Below are 17,815 nucleotides of genomic sequence, written 5' to 3' on the forward strand. Positions count from 1 at the left end.
CTCACCTATTCTTTAATTCCTCTAAGATAAAATCGATGATATATTCCGTTACATCTATCCCCGTGCAATCATAAATGTTTTTCATATGAGCGTTAGAATTCACTTCACAGACAATCGGTTCACCATTTGCTCCAAACAGAAGGTCTACGCCCGCGAAACTGGCCCCTACAGCTTGTGCCGCGTCAATTGCCAACTGTTTTTCCGCTTCCGAAGGAGTATAACGATGCATCTTCCCGCCGTTACTAACATTGGCTCTGAAATCGACTTCTGAGGTTCGCAGCATAGAAGCCACAACTTTACCTCCAACCACATGCAGACGGACATCTTTGCCGTAGCTGGACTCAATCATTTCCTGAAAAAGGTGGGCTTTGTTTCCGATTTCTTTCACTTTCTCAATCATTTCGTCATAATCCTGGATTAGGTAGACCTGTTGGCCAAACGAACCAAATACTTCTTTAATGATCATTGGGAACCCGATTTCATCCGCTATATACTCATAATTTTCGAATGATGACACTTTATAAAAAACCTTCGGACCAATAACTGTTTTTGGCATAGGGACACTGTTCTCAGCCAGTGCCTGATGCGTCAACGCTTTATCATCACACACCTCTATAGCCGAGGCACTATTATAAAGTTTCAGTCCCATTTTCTCTAAATGGTTAGCCAAATAAATATCTTTGTCCCAAAAAATCACGAAATCAGGCAGAGCTTTTCCCTCATGTTTGCCTTTAATAATACTTTGGCCGTTTTCCATGGAAACAACCAGTTCATTATTCTTGATCAATTCTGTCTCTAGACCTTTTTCCTGTGCAACCGTATCGATCCATTTTACTAAATTATAAAATTTTTCATGAGTAGAATTTCCGTTATAAATAATCCAACCATTCGGCTTGCCCATTACGCTTATTCTCCTTCTATCGTCGTACTATTGCAGCCAAGCTATTGTATACGTTCAGGAAATTTTCCAGTCCTGGTTCTGTATCTAATATTCTCCAATTCATTTCTACTTGAATACACGGGATATTGCATTCCCTTGCAATGGTGGCAGAAACTGTGTGAGGATAACTGGCTGGGAAGTTTTCGTCTACGATGATATTTTCTATACCGTTTTCCTTAAAGCTATTGATACATCTTTCAATCAAGTATGTATTATAGGAGATGTTCTCTCCATGGCCAGTACCAAGTTCGATATCCGCTTCTCTTTTCGGCGACATAATATGGAGGTCGATCAATAGTTCAATTTGGTTATGTTTTATCGTTTCGATGAGCGCTTCTTTATACTCACAAGTTTCATCAAAATTAGCATCGTCGCCATTATTTCTGGTTTTATACATGCTGAAACAACCGAGATCTTCATGTAATTGAATTGCCAGCACCCCCGTCCGGTATTCCCCTTGCTTAAGGTTTCCTTTTCTTAATTGTGGAACACTGTGCGGAGCAGACACTATGATAGGGACAGTTCCTGAGTGCTGGTAAAAATGAGTTTCCTCCGCTAAGTTTTGGTTAATAAATCTTTTTTCTATAGATTGTATTTGTTCATTAGTAATTAAATTCATACGATACCCTCTAGTAATAAATTTTATATCGGATATCGTATCAAATTACCACTTAGTAATCTATAAAATAGAGTGGATTTAATTTAACTTACATAAAAAAACACGTCCCGGATTCCAGGAGACGTAATTCCTTATTTTACTCTAGTTTAGCTTAGTATTCATGTCCTTCAGTAATTCGATTTTGGTGGGACGAGTAGTAAGATGAGAAACAAAATAGGAGGAAATAGCACTCACGATCAAGCAGGATAAATCGGCTCCAGCTCAATGAATAGAATGCCCCCCCATTTAGCCAGAACAACTGTCAGACCCCCTAATATCAAGAGGTGATGTTTCCTGCAGCAGTTGCCCGTTCCCCAAAATTGCGTAACACATAAATAGAAGGCACCACCAGCACATATGGTAAAGGAGAACATAAGCAGAGCAATCAGGTTAGCAAAATCAAACACAGCAATGGCAGAATTCAATACACTTATATAAATTAATACTTTAAAAAGATGATCCCCATATAAAATAAAGAGATCACCTTATTGAAGCTCCTAATTTTCTTTACAAATTTCACACGATTGCTATACCTCACTATAGCTCTGATTTATTCAAATTTAAATTGCCTTAACCATCCCTCCATCAACCACAAAGGAACTACCTGTCATATATGTACTCGCCTCAGACACAAAAAATGTAACTACTTTTGCAAATTCTTCCGGCTTACCATAACGGCCTAATGGGATGTTCTTTTTAGAAGCTTCCTCGATATCTTCTCTAGAAACCCCTTGTTTCTCAGCCTTCACCTGATCCAGGTGAGCAACCCTATCGGTAGCAATTCTGCCCGGTGCAATAGTATTAACTAGGATATTATAAGGAGCCAGCTCCTCAGCCAAACTTTTAGCCAGGCCTACAACACCTAAGCGAAAGGTATTGGATAAAATCAACCCTGGTATTGGCTGCTTGATAGATGATAAGGCAATATTTATAATTCTTCCACCATTTTTTTTCATATCAGGAAGTACTTCACGGACAGTTCTTACATAACTTAACAGGTTTAACTCAAATGCATTCTGCCAATCTTGATCACTGAATTTCTCAAATGTGCCTCCCGGCGGTCCACCGGCATTATTTATAAGGATATCAATTTTTCCGAATTCTTCCCTTGTTTTAGTTACAAGATTTTGGATATCCTCAATTTTTGTAATATCTGCAGGGCAGTAAGAAACATTGCCTTTTCCAATTTGTTTAAGCTCTTCATAGACAGTTTGCAATTTTTCTTCATTTCGACTGGTGATCATAACGCTAGTACCTTCAGTGACCAGTTGTTCAGCTATTGCTTTTCCTAATCCCTGGCTTGACGCAACTACTAATGCCACTTTTCCATTCAGTTTCAAATTCATATAAAGCTCTCCTTCTGAACAATTATTATTTCTATTCTGTAGAAACTTTAGGCTCCCTAAGCTTTTTCACATTATTAACAACGAATGCGGGCGATTGGCCTTTCTCTACTCTTTCAATATTTTGAAATGCTGTTTGCAATACCCTATTTAAAGTGTCTCTTGTTCCTGCTCCAATGTGAGGAGTAGCAATGACATTTTCTAGGTCAAACAATGGATTATTAACCTGTGGCGGCTCTTGTTCCCATACATCTATGCCTGCGCCGGCAATTTTTCTTTCCTTTAGCGCTTGATATAAAGCATCTTCTTGAACGATTCCTCCACGCGCAACATTTACTAAGATAGAATGCTCCTTCATTAGTTCCAACTCTTGTTTCCCAATAAGCCCCTTCGTTTCAGGTAAAAGTGGGATATGAAGACTAATGATGTCCGCTTGGCTCAATACTTCTTCCAACGATAAAAATTTTGCATTCAGCTCTTTCTCATGTTCTGGTGCAGCTTGGAAGGCATCATAGTAAATAATGTTCGCTCCAAATGCATGTGATCTTTTCGCTGTTTGACGACCAATGTTACCAAACCCGATTAACCCATGTGTTTTACCTTCCAGCTCAAAGGATGTTGGTCGATGCTCCCACATTTCCCATTTACCAGATTTGGTTGTTCTGTTCATTAATGGTAATTTTCGATATAAAGCTAGTAGCATTAAAATTGTCAGCTCAGCTACGCCGGTGGCATTGGCACCTGGAGTGTTGCAAACAGGGAATCCATAGGTATCGGCAGAGGAAAGATCTATATGATCTACACCTATCCCTGTCTTTTGAAGAAATTTCGCATTAGCAGCTTTTGAAAAAATCTCTTCTCCCGTTTTGTGGGTAGCAGCTAATAAATAATCAGCCTCTGGAAGAATTCTTTCACGTTCGTTATCATCCATCTCATGCCAGAAATACAAATCGAATCCGGACGGTTTATGCCCTAATAAGATAGCTTTAAATTCTTCCGTCGTTTTATCAAAATAAAGAATTTTTTTATTCCCCATGATTTCCTCCTATTTATTAACTGATTTTTGTTTCCTGAGTATCTTTCAAATTGGTCGCATTCCTTTTTTCCCACCATTTCATAACCAGTGGTGAAAATAGAGAAATTACAGTAAGTGCAATCAGTACCACAGAAATAGGCCGTGTAAAGTAATAAGTCAACAAGTCGGTTTTAGCCATTAACATAGACTGTCTCAACCCGTTTTCGGCAATTGGTCCTAGAATCATCCCCAGGATAACCGGTGCCGGATGGAAGCCGGTTTTTCTCATAAAATATCCGATTACACCAAAAACCACCATCACCCATACATCAAAGATATTATTATTGATGGCATATGAACCCACTACACAAAGGCCAATGATAATTGGGGCCAGTAACTTTTCAGATACGCCAGATATCTTTACAAAGAACCTTGCGCCCAATAACCCGATCACACCAAGCAATAAGCTGGCAATAATAAAACCAAATATGACAGAGTAAGTGATGTTGGCATGCGTAGTGAATAGTTCATGCCCAGGCACAAGCCCCTGAATCATCAACCCTCCCAAGAGTACAGCAGTGGTAGAACTTCCAGGTATTCCAAGTGTTAACAAAGGAATCAGCGCACCACCGGTAACCGCGTTATTAGCAGACTCTGGTGCAGCAACCCCCTCGATATACCCTGTTCCGAACTTTTCCTTGTTTTTAGAAAAGCGTTTTGCTTCATTGTATCCGACCCAGGACCCGATATCGCCGCCTGCTCCAGGAAGCATCCCTACGAATGTCCCTATCCCTGAAGACCGCAAAATGGTTACCCAAACCGTTTTGAGTTCTTTTTTGTTCGGCAGAACTTTACCAGTCATTGCTTCGGATGAAATTTTTTTCTGTTTCTTTCCCCGGTTTTCCGCCTGGATCATCACCTGGGATAAAGAGAACAGCCCAATCATTGCCGGGACTAGTGCAATACCTGATTCTAGTGACATGCTCCCAAATGTAAATCGTGGATAACCAGTCAAAATATCAACGCCGATAGCACCAATTAATAACCCAATTACCCCAGCTGCTAATCCCTTTACCATGGACTTTGCTGCAAGACTACCGATAATTGTCAGTCCGAACACCGCAATAAGAAAATATTCAGGTGCACTGAAGGCTAATGATATTTTAGATAGTGGAGGAGCGAGGAATAATAAAGCCAATGCACTGATTGTCCCCCCAATCATGGAAGATATAGTAGCCATCCCGATTGCCTTGGCTCCCTGCCCTTTCAGGGTCATCTGATAACCATCCAAACTACTGGCCGCAGAAGCCGGGGTACCTGGGGTGTGAATTAAAATAGCAGAAATAGATCCCCCGTATAATGCGGAGGTATAAATAGCTGTTAACATAGTTAGACCCGCTACCGGTTCCATTCCAAAAGTAACAGGAACCAGCAAAGCAACAGCCATTGTGGCACTTAGTCCTGGCAGTGCTCCGATAATGATACCACCGAAAACTCCCAGAAATAACGCAAGAATGGTTTGAAATGATAATAGGTTTTGAGCAACTTGTCCTAAAATTTCAGCGTTCAAATTCAGCACCTCCTATTCGAAGAAAATTCCAGCTGGCAGTTGTACGTTCAGTTGCATGACGAAAACTAAATAAATGAATAAGTTTAAACCTACAATAGTGAAAGCATAAGCTTTCCAGCTTCTTACTTGCATATAACCAAGGTAGGAAGCCATAAAGAGAATTGTAGCAGGAAAAAAACCGATGAAAGATAACAGCCATACATAAACGACTACTATCGCAACTGTTATAAGTGGGGATTTAAGTAGTTTCATATTTAATGGGGCTTCATCCCCGTCATACTTTAACTCTTCGCCCTCTCTTAGTAATTTCGTTTTCTTTATTCCTTTTAAAATAATAAAGATCCCAAAGAGCGTAAATAAAACCAATAATCCTTGAGGGTATCTGGCAGCCTCTTCAATCAGTCCTTGCGTTTTGACAAAAAGGAAGATAGACACGCCAATAACTATTACTCCTACATATAAATCCTGGTGGAGTTTACTGCTCATTTTTCCTTCCTCCTTCTATGTATCAACCGGGCATTTCTGCCCGGTTGATGTTATGATTACCACCCCATAAGATCTGACAGAGCTTTAACTCCATCTTCATCCTCTTTTAATAGCTGGTCGTAATCTTCTCCATCTAAATATTCTACCTGTAATCCCATTTCACCCATTTTTTCTATTTGTTCCTCGTTTTTAATTCCTTTTTCAAAAGCTGCACGTAAGATTTCAAGTTTTTCCTCATCTATTCCCGCTGGTGCGGCTAGCCCCCGAGCAGACCAGGAAAATACATCTTCATATCCACTTTCACCTAAAGTTGGTACATCCTCCAAGAATGGAGACTTTTCTTTGCTCATGACAGCAACAATTTTAACCTCTCCATCCTTATGAAGGGATGCCAGTTCCCCTACGTTGGCAAATAAAACATCTACATGACCACCTAGGACTGCTGCGCGACTATCTGCAGCCCCACTGTTATGAACAGCCTTGAATTTGGTACCGAATTTGTCATTCAATTTCAAAGATGCGTAATGGTCATCACTACCTGCTCCAGTAGAAGTTGCAGTTAATTCATTTTCCTTCGCATATTCCATAAGCTCTTCAACGTTCGAAAAACGATCATCATTTGGACGGATTGCAATTGCACCTGGGTCAGTCACATGGTTGGCAATCGGAGTGAAACTATCAAGACTTTGATCGCGGTTGTATTTCGGGTCAAGATATCCAGTCATCAAGTTAGGGGTATTGATATAACCGATGGTATATCCATCCGGATCTGCATTAGCAAGTTCTGTCCAGCCGACCCAGCCTCCTCCACCAGGTTTGTTGATGACATTTATATCAACTCCCAATTCTTCCTCAACATATGGAAGCAAGATACGAGCACCCGTATCGGTGCCTCCCCCAGCTGCATAAGAAACAATTACGTTAATCGGTTTATCGGTAAAACCTTCTGCACTTCCACCATCTGATCCACTACTATTTTCCGACGAAGTGCCACTCGCGTCCCCATTACAAGCGGCCAATAACAAAATAAGTCCAAGCAACATAAATGCAGATAGTAATTTTTTCAAATTATTCAGCTCCTTATTTAAGTTTTAAAGCGGTTGCCAACAGCCTGATCATGCATTTTTTATGTATGAATCCCCCCTTTTATTAATATTGAATCAACACTTATAAAAGCGCTTTCATTTAATCCTACGGAAGACGAGTTACACAAAATTGTTCATCATGTCCTAATATCTCTGCTTTAACTTGTTTTCCAGAAGCGACTTCCAGGATTTCCTTATAGATTTCTTCTCCTACTTGCTCGATAGTCTTTTCTTGCTTCAGAACAGCTCCTGCGTTAATATCGATGTTCTCTTTCATTTTGATATATGTTTTTGGATTCCCGGTAATTTTTATTACTGGTATTCCAGGAAAACCAGTAGGAGTACCACGCCCGGTCGGGAACAAAATAATCTGCGCCCCCGCTGCAACTTCGCCAGTTGATACTTCACCATCATGCCCTGGAGAGTCTAACAAAAACAAACCTTTGTTATCTGGCTGATGTCCATACTGAATCACCCCACTGAAAGGAGCATTTCCAGACTTCTTCATACTTCCCAAGGATTTTTCTACTACACTTGATAAGCCTCCGTCATAGTTCCCTTTAGAAATAAGGTGGGTACGGTCCTTGTTAGTCGAACCCTTGGTTTGCCTACAAAGCTTTTCTTCGGTAAGATTGATCGTCTCTCTTATCAACCCTGCAACCTCATCATTCACTGCTCTCCTGGCTAATATGTCTTCTGTTCCTATTAATTCCGTGATTTCACTTAATATCGAGGAGCCTCCCTGGCTCACAAGTTTATCGGATGCATATCCCAACGCTGGATTGGCTAGAAGCCCAGAGGTCATATCTGAACCACCACAGTTCAACCCAACCATTAATTCACTGACTGGAAATTCCTCTCTCGTTTGCCGGGAAGCGATTTGCTGCATCTCTCGTGCGACCCTGCTTCCTGTTTGAATGGCAGCTAAAGAATCCCCCTCTTCTTGAATCACTACCGTTTCTAACATTTTTTCAGAAGGAGCGATGCCTTTTGCCAGTTCATAGGGTGAAAATCGTTCACAACCTAACCCAACTACCACGACACCCGCAAAATTCGGATTCTTTCCTATCGCAATTAATGTCTTGGCTGTTACCTCTAGATCCTCTCCTACCTGACTACACCCAACCGGATGTCTGAAATAAACGCAGCCGGGTACTTGGTAAGCAATCCGTTCCGCTACCTTAGCGGCACAAAACACGGATGGTATAACAGCAATCTGATTTCGTATCCCTACTCGTCCATCTTTTCTGGCATAGCCCATAAAAGTGTCCAATTTACTTCATCCCCCTTTCACAATACATGTTGTGGGTATGTATCCATCCCCCTGTATTGACAACTTCACTCATCTTCCCTATTTCCTCTCCATACTTTAAGACGCTCTCATCTTTTCCAATTGGACAAAGCGCCAATTTGTGACCAAAACTTATGTCGGCTAAAACAGTGACCCTTTGCTCTGATTCTCCCAGTCTAACCGAACACTTTTCCCCTTTTTGCAAATCCGAGAGAGCTACAGCAACATTGTCCTCAGGATGTATGACAAGCGCCCCTTTTTTCGTTTGCGTAGCTGTTTCCAAGATCCTCCCTCCTTTCTAATAAGAATAAACCGTAATTTTTTTGGCTAGATTGCCATTTTCATCATAGGAAAGCTCATGTTCACCTAGTATTTCGAAACATCCTTGATCGTCTTCCATCTGTTTTAACACTGCTTGAGAAATGAATATATTACTTAAATGAAGGGTATTTGGAATTTGGACGATTTTACTATCATTTACGTCTTTATCTGGTCCGAGACTTTGGATGGCGGTTTCAACGGTTCCTTTTTCAGTTTCATATATTAGTGGAATCATAGCTCGTTGAAGGTATGTACTGGTTAGTGCATTCGTGTAGGTAGATTTTTTGTCAATCTTGTCAAACAAACGTTTAGTGGTGAAATCAGCAAGCCCAACTCCTTGAGCATTACCAAATGAGGCATCATTAAGGTCTAATACAGCAATTTTACTTATCCGAGGTTTTGTTGGTTCAGGTACACCATTGATCCTCCATCTTCCAATGATATTGGGATCCATGCCTGTACCACTGAAACTCTTTCCCATTTCTTCTACAATTAATAGATCAATATCTTCAATCGGAAGCCGTGGCATCATCTTTTTTGACCACTTTAACAGGTCGGCTTCTTTTTGATGCCATTCGGATTTGTTTATCGCTACGATGTCGGCAGTTTCATCGTAGCCATTCTCGATGATAGCTAATCCCATCAGTATGTTTGTATTTTCGAGGGCATACTTGGATACGCTTTCAATATTTTCCGCCATTTGTAGTGCTCCATCACTATGTACAAAAGAAGCACCTTTTCTTTTTCCTAAACCGATAGTGACCATTTTACTGAGCCCACTTTCAACATTGCCGCGAAATGCTGTATGAGCTTTGACACGATTGACAACAATTATCCCATCAGCTTGATACGCTATTTTATCCATATAGACGGGTTTACCATTGGGTGTTATGCCAACGTATTCTGTTTCCATGGATGACCGTATTGGGGCTCCCACAGAATCTTCCGTAATGCCCAGGTGCTTTAATACTTCCAACTGACCTTCTTTCGTGGCACCTCCATGACTCCCCATAGCTGGCACTAAGAAAGGGTTAAAACCCATGGAATTAAGCGTATCCACTGTCGCTTTTAAAATTGATACTATGTTAGTGATTCCTCTGCTCCCCGCAGTGATAGCTATGTCTGCAGATGGAGGCAACTGACTTACAGATAAATTTTTCATAATTTCTTCTTGAACTTTACGCTCTACAGAACTCAGTTTTTCATTTGAGAATTTCTGTTTAATCTCCATCATTTTCACCATCATTTCCTCCTTTCTACTCTAAATCAAATTATTATATTACTATGGTCAGACCAATTTAAGTGAATGAATATAAAATTTTGTGAATCATATTAAGTTGTTGTTATCTTATAATATTTCAGAAAATTTTGTCAATAGGATTTATACAACTTTTTAAAATGTATATAACGGTTTATGTGCTACAGATCCGCATTTAACTCCATAATATTCTGAATTTTATTTCTATTATTCCAATTTTATGATAGTATATGGATAAAGGTAGTACACATACATATTGGTCATACCATAATATAAAATGATTTTTATTAAGGAGGAAATAAATTGACTGGGAAACAAAAAGAAAAAAAACTTACCTCTTATGGAGATGCGGGGTTCAGCAAATTCATAAGACAGGCATTCAACCGACATCTGGGGTTTGAAAAAGAAGATTTCGAGAAGCCTGTAATCGGTATTTGTAATACAAAAAGTGAAATCAACCGCTGCCACTCCCACATCCAACCGTTAATTGATGCCATTAAAAAAGGTGTATTAATGGCTGGTGGCATTCCTTTGGAGTTCCCTACTATATCCCTTGGGGAAATCAATACTAGTCCGACAACGATGCTTTACCGTAATATGGCCGCAATGGATACAGAAGAAATGATAAAAGCCCAACCTATTGACGGAGTTGTTCTAATTGGTGGGTGTGACAAAGTGACCCCTTCCCAACTGATGGGTGCAGCGAGCGCCGACATTCCTTCTATCATGATTACAGGCGGACCCATGAACAATGGTGAATATGAAGGGAAAACGCTTGGAGCTTGCTCAGATTGCCGGTTCTTCTGGCAAGAATATCGTGGCGGAGAAGTTGATGAGGAAAGTATTGAAGAGATCAACGCATCTCTGGCACCTACAGCTGGACATTGTATGGTAATGGGAAGTGCAAGTACGATGGCCGTTTGTTCTGAAGCGATGGGAATGATGCTCCCTGGAGGCGCGGCCATCCCAGCAACAGAGAATAAACGAATGAAACATGCTATTGACACAGGAAAAAAGATTGTAGAACTAGTGGAAAAAGACGTGAGCCCTTCCCAAATTATTACAAGAAATTCTCTTGAAAATAGTATCCGGGCATTAATGGCGGTTGGCGGCTCAACGAATGCTGTCATTCACCTCACAGCGATCGCAGGACGCCTGGGTATCGAATTACCCCTTGACTTATTCGATCAATTAAGCAGGACGACGCCTTTTATTGCTAATTTACGGCCAGCTGGGCAATACCAAATGGAAGACTTTTATAAAGCAGGTGGAACTCCTGCTGTTCTCAAAGAATTAGAGCCACTCCTTCATTTAGAGGAAATGACAGTAACAGGTTATCCTTTAAGAGTCAGCCTTAATGATGTCAAAGTATCGGATGTTTACCGAAACATTATCACCTCCTTTGAATCTCCTTTACATAAAGAGGGTGGAATAGCTGTTCTGAAGGGTAACCTTGCACCAGATGGCGCTGTCATCAAGCCTAAAGCAGCTTCTTCAGAATTATTAAAACATACCGGGAGAGCAGTAGTGTTTACCTCATCTCAGGATCTGGAAAATCGGATTGATGACCCTGAACTGGATATCAGCCCCGAGGATATCATGATTTTGCAAAACACCGGACCTGTAGGCGCACCAGGGATGCCTGAGGCCGGGATGCTGCCAATCCCCAATAAGCTGCTAAAACAAGGGGTCCGCGATATGGTGAGGATTTCAGATGCACGAATGAGTGGAACAGCATTTGGAACAGTAATCCTGCACGTTGCTCCCGAATCAGCAGTCGGTGGACCAATTGGATTGATTAAAACTGGAGATATAATAGAACTCGATGTGGAAAACCGCAAACTGGAACTTCACGTATCAGAGGAGGACTTAGAGCAAAGAAAAGGCGAATGGACAGCTCCCGTATTTGAGGACAGGGGGTACACGCGCCTCTACCAAAACCACGCCTTACAAGCAGACAAAGGGTGTGACTTCGACTTTCTGCTGGCAACAAACAAGAGTAAAGTAAAAACAGAATAAAAATATTAGGATTTCAATTTCCATCCCTAAAGACTCTTTAAAATGAGAAACCACGAAGAATTTTATTTTTCTTCGTGGTTTTTTCGTTAGCCGTTTTTAGTCTGTTCTACCTGGACACCTACCTGCTGGACTGCTGGACTACTTATAGTTAGCCCTGTCCTACTTTTAGGGTATCAATAATAACAAAAGGCTGCCCCAGTAAGTCTATTAAGACTTGTAGGACAACCCTTTTTTATATGCACGACTCTTACTTGTTGACTATTTCTACTTTATCCCGTACAGACGATACTTTTAAATCCTTGACCGGATTTACTAGTTTATTAAACCCATCAATCTGACATTCTACAATGTCGCCATCTCTTATTACGACAGCTCCAGGAGTTCCTGTAGAGATAATGTCACCTGGCAACAGTGTCATAACTTTGGAATGAAAAGAAACCAGATCCCAAGGTCTGAAAGTCATATTGGAAACGACATTCTTACGATGTAATTCCCCATTGATAACAGTAGAAACATTTAAGTCTAATACCTCATCGACTTCATCAGGAGTAACGAGTTCCGGACCAAAACTGAAGAAAGAATCAAAGCTTTTCGATCTTGTTAAATACCGTGGGTTATGCTGCAAAATATCTTCAGCAGTCATATCAATGATCGTAGTAAAACCTGCAATGACATTCGGCGCATCCTCTTCGCTAACATTTTTACACTCTTTCCCGATAATAATGCCCAGCTCAGCTTCAGCGGTTGTCCGTTCTGATTGGTGCGGGACTTTAATATGGTCACCAGGGCCAATGATTGTTGTATCTGGCTTCATAAAGCTTGCTGGCTCTTTATTGGGTGCTTGTTCGCTTAAGTCAGAGGCATGTTCTACATAGTTCAGGCCTATTCCCCATATTTTTCGTGGGTGCCTATATAAAGGTCCGTATTCAGTATCTTCGTTAGAAATGACTTCAAAGAAGCTATCTAATTTACTTTCACCTTCTGCCTGGTACCATTCCTGTAAATGGTTGACTTGTCCTGATTGTATTAAGTCAAATAAGTTAGTACTCCAATTGAAATTAAGATTGCGGTTGATGGATTCAATTAATATAGTACCCTTCTTTGTAATGACAGCAGCCTTTTCTTCTCCGTTTCTTTTTACAGTAGCTAATCTCATACTTACTCTCCCCTTTAATTTAATTATTTTATTTTAGACATAGGTTTTAATAAGCGTGGGCTCTATTTTATATCGTTGTGCAACCTGAACTAGTTCATCGATAATTTCCAGTGATAATGGAATACCATTTTCCTCTCGTTCCTTTGCGGTTTCTATTTCCATTTCCCCAGGAAGATATATCTTTTTTGCACCATCCATTAATGGAACTTCCCTTACCTCCCTGATGATTTGATCCATTCTCTTCTTAAATGTCTCCAGCTCTTGGAATAAGTCGGCTCGCATGACTAAAAAGAACTGCCCTACGTTTTGAGAATGATTTAATTCCTTATATAAATCGCCAATATAAGGGCCGAATGCAGCCCCGGTAAAGAGTGCAGACAAGGTTTCCACTAAAAATGCTATCCCATAGCCTTTATGTTCCCCTACAGGTAACACCACGCCATCCACCGCTTTACTTGCATCAGTGGTGGGAGTCCCTTCAGGCGATAACGCCCAACCTATTGGAATCTCCTGTTTATTTTTTTCTGCCAATAGTATCTTTCCTCTGGCCACCTTACTTGTAGCCATATCAAATAAGATATTAGCTTCTTCCCCAGCAGGCACCCCATACGAAAATGGATTGGTACCAAAGAAACGTTCCTTTCCGCCCCATGGAGGCATATTGGAAGGAGCGTTAGTGGTGGCAATGGCAATACAATCGTTATCAACAGCTTTCTTAACGTAATCAGCCATCATCCCACAATGATTGGAATTGTTGATTCCTACAATGCCAACTCCTGACTTCTTAGCTTTTTCAACTGCCATTTCCATTCCATAGGTGGCGACAGGGATCCCCGAGACATTCTGAGCATCAATTAAAGCACTAACAGGAGATTCACGCTTGATAACCGGATCAAATTTTTTATTCAACAGATTCTTATCCAGGCGTTTAGTATAAATGCCCACTCTGCTGACACCGTGAGAATCTACTCCTCTCAAGTTTGCGAACACCAGGTGCCTTGCAATTAATTTAGATTGTTCCTCATCCAGTCCACCTTTAAGAAAGATTTTCTCAACAAAGGTTTCTAGATTTTCTTTAGGAATTCGTTCCCCTTGATAATTATTCAAATACTAAGCACCCTTTCTTTTGAAGGACCTCATCCACCCATGTTCTATCCCATGTACCATCATAAATAGACTTGATAATTTCCACTTCTTTTGCTGCTAACTCTTTTGCATCACTAGCTACAGCAGTAACATCTTCCTTAGGAATAATAATGACTCCATCATCATCTGCTACGACAATATCGCCCGGTGAAACAGGCACGTTACCACAGCTGATTGTCGTATTAATTTCTCCCGGTCCTTCTTTATAGGGACCACGAGGGGTACCTCCTCTAGCAAAAACCGGGAATCCCATATCGGCAATACCCTTCAAATCCCGGACAGGACCATCAACAATATAGCCCGCAATTCCTTTAACTTTCGCATAGTGACACATGAGTTCCCCTAAAATCGCATTTCCCATGTCGCCGCAGGCATCAATTACAATAATGTCTCCAGGTTTAGCAAGATCCATGGCTTTATGTACAAGGAGATTATCAGAAGGATGTGTTCTCACGGTGAATGCGCTTCCAACAATGTGCATGCCGGGATGATTAATTGGTTTAATAGAGTGATGCATCGCCCACTGTCTTCCCATCACATCGCCAATATTAGGGGTGGGTATATCTTGAAATCCTCTTATAACACCTTCCTCTAATCTCTCAAAATTTTCCTTGATCCGGAACCCTACGTTTCTCATTCGCTACTTCCTCCTTTATAATTTTATTATGGTCTGACCATTTTATGGTGAGAAGAACCATTACATCGGTTCTTTACTCTGCTTAATATTTGCCCAAATTTTCTTCTCATTTTGTGTAAGGTGATGCCTCATTGCTTCGGAGGCAGCCTGTGGATCTTTTAGTTGAAGCGCATTCAGTATTTTTTCATGTTCTTTGTAAGCCTCTAAAAATCTTCCCGGGACATTAGAAGATTGCATTTTACTTATTCTCATGACTTCCTCAAATTTATTAGAAACCCTGTCAAACACATCTTTATAAATAGAGTTGTGGGAAGCAAGTATGATGGAATAGTGAAAGATATAATCCTCTTCCAAACCTAATGAGCCGGCCTTATGGGCATCTACCAGGTTTTGATGCGCTTGACGAATCACTTCCATATCTTTATCTGTAGCTCTGATAGCAGCCAAAGCAACAGCCTCTACTTCCATTCCCCGGCGAAACTCTAAAACTTCCTGCATTTCACTGCGATCAAGCAGGTTGTTTGTTACCCTCTCTGCAATACTCTCCCCGTATAACTCTTTTAAAAAGATTCCAGCTCCGGTCCTTTTTTCAATGATCCCATTGGCATGCAGTACACTCATTGCTTCTCTGACAGCTGTTTTACTTACTTGGAATATTGTTGAAAGTTCATTTTCAGACGGCAGCCGATCCCCCGGCCGTATTCCCTCCTCATGAATGTATTCTTCTATTGCCAGAATAATTTCTTCGAATAATCGTTTTTTTCTAATCGGCTTCAATGCCATTACTATCACCATCTTATTAGTTAATGTATTATCTTCATCCTGTTATTTGTTATGATGGTCTGACCAATATTCAGAAAATTTTAACTCTTACTAATTACTTTATATAAAATCTATCGTTGAGTCAATACCCTGCTCACTATTTTTGTATAAAGCTTTTTGGTAAAATATATTACACAAAGGAAAAAAGACGGTGATGATAATGAGTAAAAAATATCAACTAGAGACAGTACCACGAATGTTTGAGGAAGTCATACGACAAATTATCTTTTATATTCAGGACGAAGAATTAAAAAAAGGTGATAAACTGCCACCAGAAAGAAAATTAAGTGAATTACTTGAAGTAAGCAGATCTTCGGTAAGAGAAGGTTTGAGAATATTAGAACTTCTGAAATACCTGGAATCAAGACAAGGTGGAGGGACGTTTGTGTCTGAACCGCCTCCTTTTTTGATACCTATGACCATTACACAGAACCAAGCCGACTCGAAAGAATTGACTAAATACTTTGATATAGCTTTAATGAACGCAGAGAAAATTATCATTACAACTTTAAAACAGGATACTTCCATCAGTCTTCAATCAGGAAAAAATGAAGATTTCTGGAAGGAATTTTCCGTATGGATCAATGAACTTGGAAAAAAACTATCGAATGAGTATTACCTCTCCTTATGGAATAACATTTATGTCCTGTTAACCAATCATCATTTCTTCCAGACTGTTACATCGCCGTTGAAACTTGATGACCTGAAGATTGCTTTCTATAAAAAAGATCGACAAACCCTGCAGGAATTTTTTCAATCCTTTCAGGAACAGTCTAACTCAGTGGACGGCATAAACGAAGATGGTTCCTATGACGAACATCGATAAAAGGTAGATACCATTCCACTTGAACCCTACGTCCACTCCTGAATGTTTGACGGAACCACTAACGAGTAGATTCAGTGGGTTAACCGGACTTAATACTGCTGCCATTGACCAGGAAATCATAATCAAAAGTGCAAGAACTTCAGGTGTAGTACCAATAAAAGATGAATCCATTTGGGTGACAAGAACGGTAACTACAACTATCTGGTGAATACCGATGAAGCATAAGGAAACAATGATTCCCATCACTGCCAGTATGAATAAGAGAAAAGACATCGAGGCAATATCGTTTAGAGATTTACGGATAAATACTGCAATAATTGTACCTTGCAACGCTTTTCCAAATAAGCCTGCACTAATGAACAAAACAACTTCATTGTTCATACGTGGCAGTGAGCTGTCTTTAAATTCAATAAAGTGGTTCTCTACACTTTTCCATTGCCTGGTGACAAGTGACCAGAGGAGTGGATAGCCTACCGATACCACGCTTACTAAGAACATCATCGGCCATTTTGTAATGTATTCCAATAAGAAAATGGATCCCATTAATAAGATGATAATACCAATTAATGACCATAATTTTTTCTTGTGAATACTATTTTGTTGGCTATTCACCTCTCTAAGTTCCGTTACGGCAGCCTCTTCCTGCTTTCCTTTCTCGGTATCATTCGCCTTGGTATAAAACCGGAACAGCAGATTACCTATGAACATTTGTATAACGGCCATGCTTAAACCAAGCGGTACATAGTTTGCAAAAGGAACTTCAAGGTAATACAAGACCAGGGCTACGGAGGCAAAATACGGCGACCATAAAATAACAGTAGAAAACCCAACCAGATAAGACTTAGCCAATAGTACAGATGAAAGTTTTATATCTTTGATGGTTTCGTGTAAAACTCGAATAGAGCCCAAGTTTAAAACAGGCCCCATGCAAAAAATAAAAAAGGAGATACTTCCAAATATTTTCTTTGTATCTACCGCCATATTCTCCAGAAAGAACCGTACAGTCTTGAAATATCCTCTGACCTTTAAAGGGATGGATATTAATGGTACTAACAGGACTAAAACTAACAAAGGGAGATTCATCGTAATCCCACTTGAAATCTCTGCTATACCCTCCCCTTTTGACAGCGTAAAAAATATTCCCAGAACAAACATAATACCAGCAAACACACGAGGTGTACTTTTTGCATGACGTAAACTCAAAAGGAAAACACTCAAACTGAGGAGTGATAAGGCTATTTC

17 protein-coding genes are annotated in these 17,815 nt (G+C 40.3%); 2 read left to right on the plus strand and 15 right to left on the minus strand.

The window, feature by feature from the left end:
- Position 1: 1 nt before the first annotated feature.
- The 10 genes from ACGTNI_RS12355 to ACGTNI_RS12400 form a co-directional block, all read right to left on the minus strand.
- On the minus strand, positions 2-901 hold the full coding sequence (locus ACGTNI_RS12355) for an ATP-grasp domain-containing protein (protein WP_394462810.1): 900 nt from the start codon (positions 899-901) through the stop codon (positions 2-4).
- A gap of 16 nt (positions 902-917) precedes the next feature.
- Entirely contained in the window at positions 918-1,559 is a 642-nt protein-coding gene (locus tag ACGTNI_RS12360) for a hypothetical protein (protein ID WP_394462812.1), read from the minus strand.
- Between the two features lie 599 nt (positions 1,560-2,158).
- Entirely contained in the window at positions 2,159-2,944 is a 786-nt protein-coding gene (locus tag ACGTNI_RS12365; protein ID WP_394462814.1) for an SDR family oxidoreductase, read from the minus strand.
- A gap of 31 nt (positions 2,945-2,975) precedes the next feature.
- A complete protein-coding gene (locus tag ACGTNI_RS12370) occupies positions 2,976-3,977 on the minus strand; it encodes a 2-hydroxyacid dehydrogenase (RefSeq protein ID WP_394462816.1) in 1,002 nt (333 codons plus the stop codon).
- 16 nt (positions 3,978-3,993) lie between these two features.
- Positions 3,994-5,526 carry a tripartite tricarboxylate transporter permease gene (locus tag ACGTNI_RS12375; RefSeq protein ID WP_394462818.1) on the minus strand — a complete coding sequence of 511 codons (1,533 nt, stop codon included), beginning with the start codon at positions 5,524-5,526 and terminating at the stop codon, positions 3,994-3,996.
- 12 nt (positions 5,527-5,538) lie between these two features.
- Positions 5,539-6,012 (minus strand): tripartite tricarboxylate transporter TctB family protein, encoded by a 474-nt coding sequence (locus tag ACGTNI_RS12380; RefSeq protein ID WP_394462820.1) that lies wholly within the window; start codon positions 6,010-6,012, stop codon positions 5,539-5,541.
- Between the two features lie 56 nt (positions 6,013-6,068).
- The gene (locus ACGTNI_RS12385) at positions 6,069-7,079 is read right to left on the minus strand and encodes a tripartite tricarboxylate transporter substrate binding protein (protein WP_394462822.1); all 1,011 of its coding nucleotides are present in this window, start codon (positions 7,077-7,079) and stop codon (positions 6,069-6,071) included.
- 124 nt (positions 7,080-7,203) lie between these two features.
- Positions 7,204-8,370, minus strand: a complete 1,167-nt coding sequence (locus ACGTNI_RS12390; RefSeq protein WP_394462824.1) for a UxaA family hydrolase — start codon at positions 8,368-8,370, stop codon at positions 7,204-7,206.
- Between the two features lies 1 nt (position 8,371).
- Entirely contained in the window at positions 8,372-8,671 is a 300-nt protein-coding gene (locus tag ACGTNI_RS12395; RefSeq protein WP_394462827.1) for a UxaA family hydrolase, read from the minus strand.
- 15 nt (positions 8,672-8,686) lie between these two features.
- The gene (locus tag ACGTNI_RS12400) at positions 8,687-9,943 is read right to left on the minus strand and encodes a nickel pincer cofactor-dependent isomerase, group 22 (RefSeq protein ID WP_394462868.1); all 1,257 of its coding nucleotides are present in this window, start codon (positions 9,941-9,943) and stop codon (positions 8,687-8,689) included.
- A 327-nt stretch (positions 9,944-10,270) separates the two neighbouring features.
- Between ACGTNI_RS12400 and ACGTNI_RS12405 the strand changes: the two genes are divergently transcribed.
- Complete coding sequence (locus ACGTNI_RS12405) at positions 10,271-11,986, plus strand: dihydroxy-acid dehydratase (RefSeq protein WP_394462829.1); 1,716 nt, start codon at positions 10,271-10,273, stop codon at positions 11,984-11,986.
- A 247-nt stretch (positions 11,987-12,233) separates the two neighbouring features.
- Here ACGTNI_RS12405 and ACGTNI_RS12410 read toward each other — a convergent pair whose 3' ends face one another.
- Genes ACGTNI_RS12410 through ACGTNI_RS12425 form a run of 4 tightly spaced genes read right to left on the minus strand, consistent with a single transcriptional unit; the run spans position 12,234 to position 15,708 of the window.
- Positions 12,234-13,142 (minus strand): fumarylacetoacetate hydrolase family protein, encoded by a 909-nt coding sequence (locus ACGTNI_RS12410; protein ID WP_394462831.1) that lies wholly within the window; start codon positions 13,140-13,142, stop codon positions 12,234-12,236.
- Positions 13,143-13,175: 33 nt separating this feature from the next.
- Positions 13,176-14,249: an Ldh family oxidoreductase gene (locus ACGTNI_RS12415; RefSeq protein ID WP_394462833.1), complete on the minus strand. Its 1,074-nt coding sequence runs from the start codon at positions 14,247-14,249 to the stop codon at positions 13,176-13,178.
- Entirely contained in the window at positions 14,242-14,925 is a 684-nt protein-coding gene (locus ACGTNI_RS12420; RefSeq protein WP_394462835.1) for an RraA family protein, read from the minus strand. Before ACGTNI_RS12420 ends, ACGTNI_RS12415 begins: the two co-directional genes overlap by 8 nt.
- Positions 14,926-14,985: 60 nt before the next feature.
- Positions 14,986-15,708: a FadR/GntR family transcriptional regulator gene (locus ACGTNI_RS12425; protein WP_394462837.1), complete on the minus strand. Its 723-nt coding sequence runs from the start codon at positions 15,706-15,708 to the stop codon at positions 14,986-14,988.
- A gap of 199 nt (positions 15,709-15,907) precedes the next feature.
- Here ACGTNI_RS12425 and ACGTNI_RS12430 point away from each other — a divergent pair, with 199 nt between their 5' ends.
- On the plus strand, positions 15,908-16,573 hold the full coding sequence (locus ACGTNI_RS12430; RefSeq protein WP_394462839.1) for a FadR/GntR family transcriptional regulator: 666 nt from the start codon (positions 15,908-15,910) through the stop codon (positions 16,571-16,573).
- Here the strand turns inward: ACGTNI_RS12430 and ACGTNI_RS12435 are convergent.
- Positions 16,526-17,482: a hypothetical protein gene (locus tag ACGTNI_RS12435; protein ID WP_394462841.1), complete on the minus strand. Its 957-nt coding sequence runs from the start codon at positions 17,480-17,482 to the stop codon at positions 16,526-16,528. The genes ACGTNI_RS12430 and ACGTNI_RS12435 overlap by 48 nt on opposite strands.
- Positions 17,483-17,815 lie beyond the last annotated feature (333 nt).

Origin of the sequence: Thalassobacillus sp. B23F22_16, from assembly GCF_043496955.1 — a bacterium.
GTDB lineage: Bacteria > Bacillota > Bacilli > Bacillales > Halobacillaceae > Thalassobacillus > Thalassobacillus devorans_A.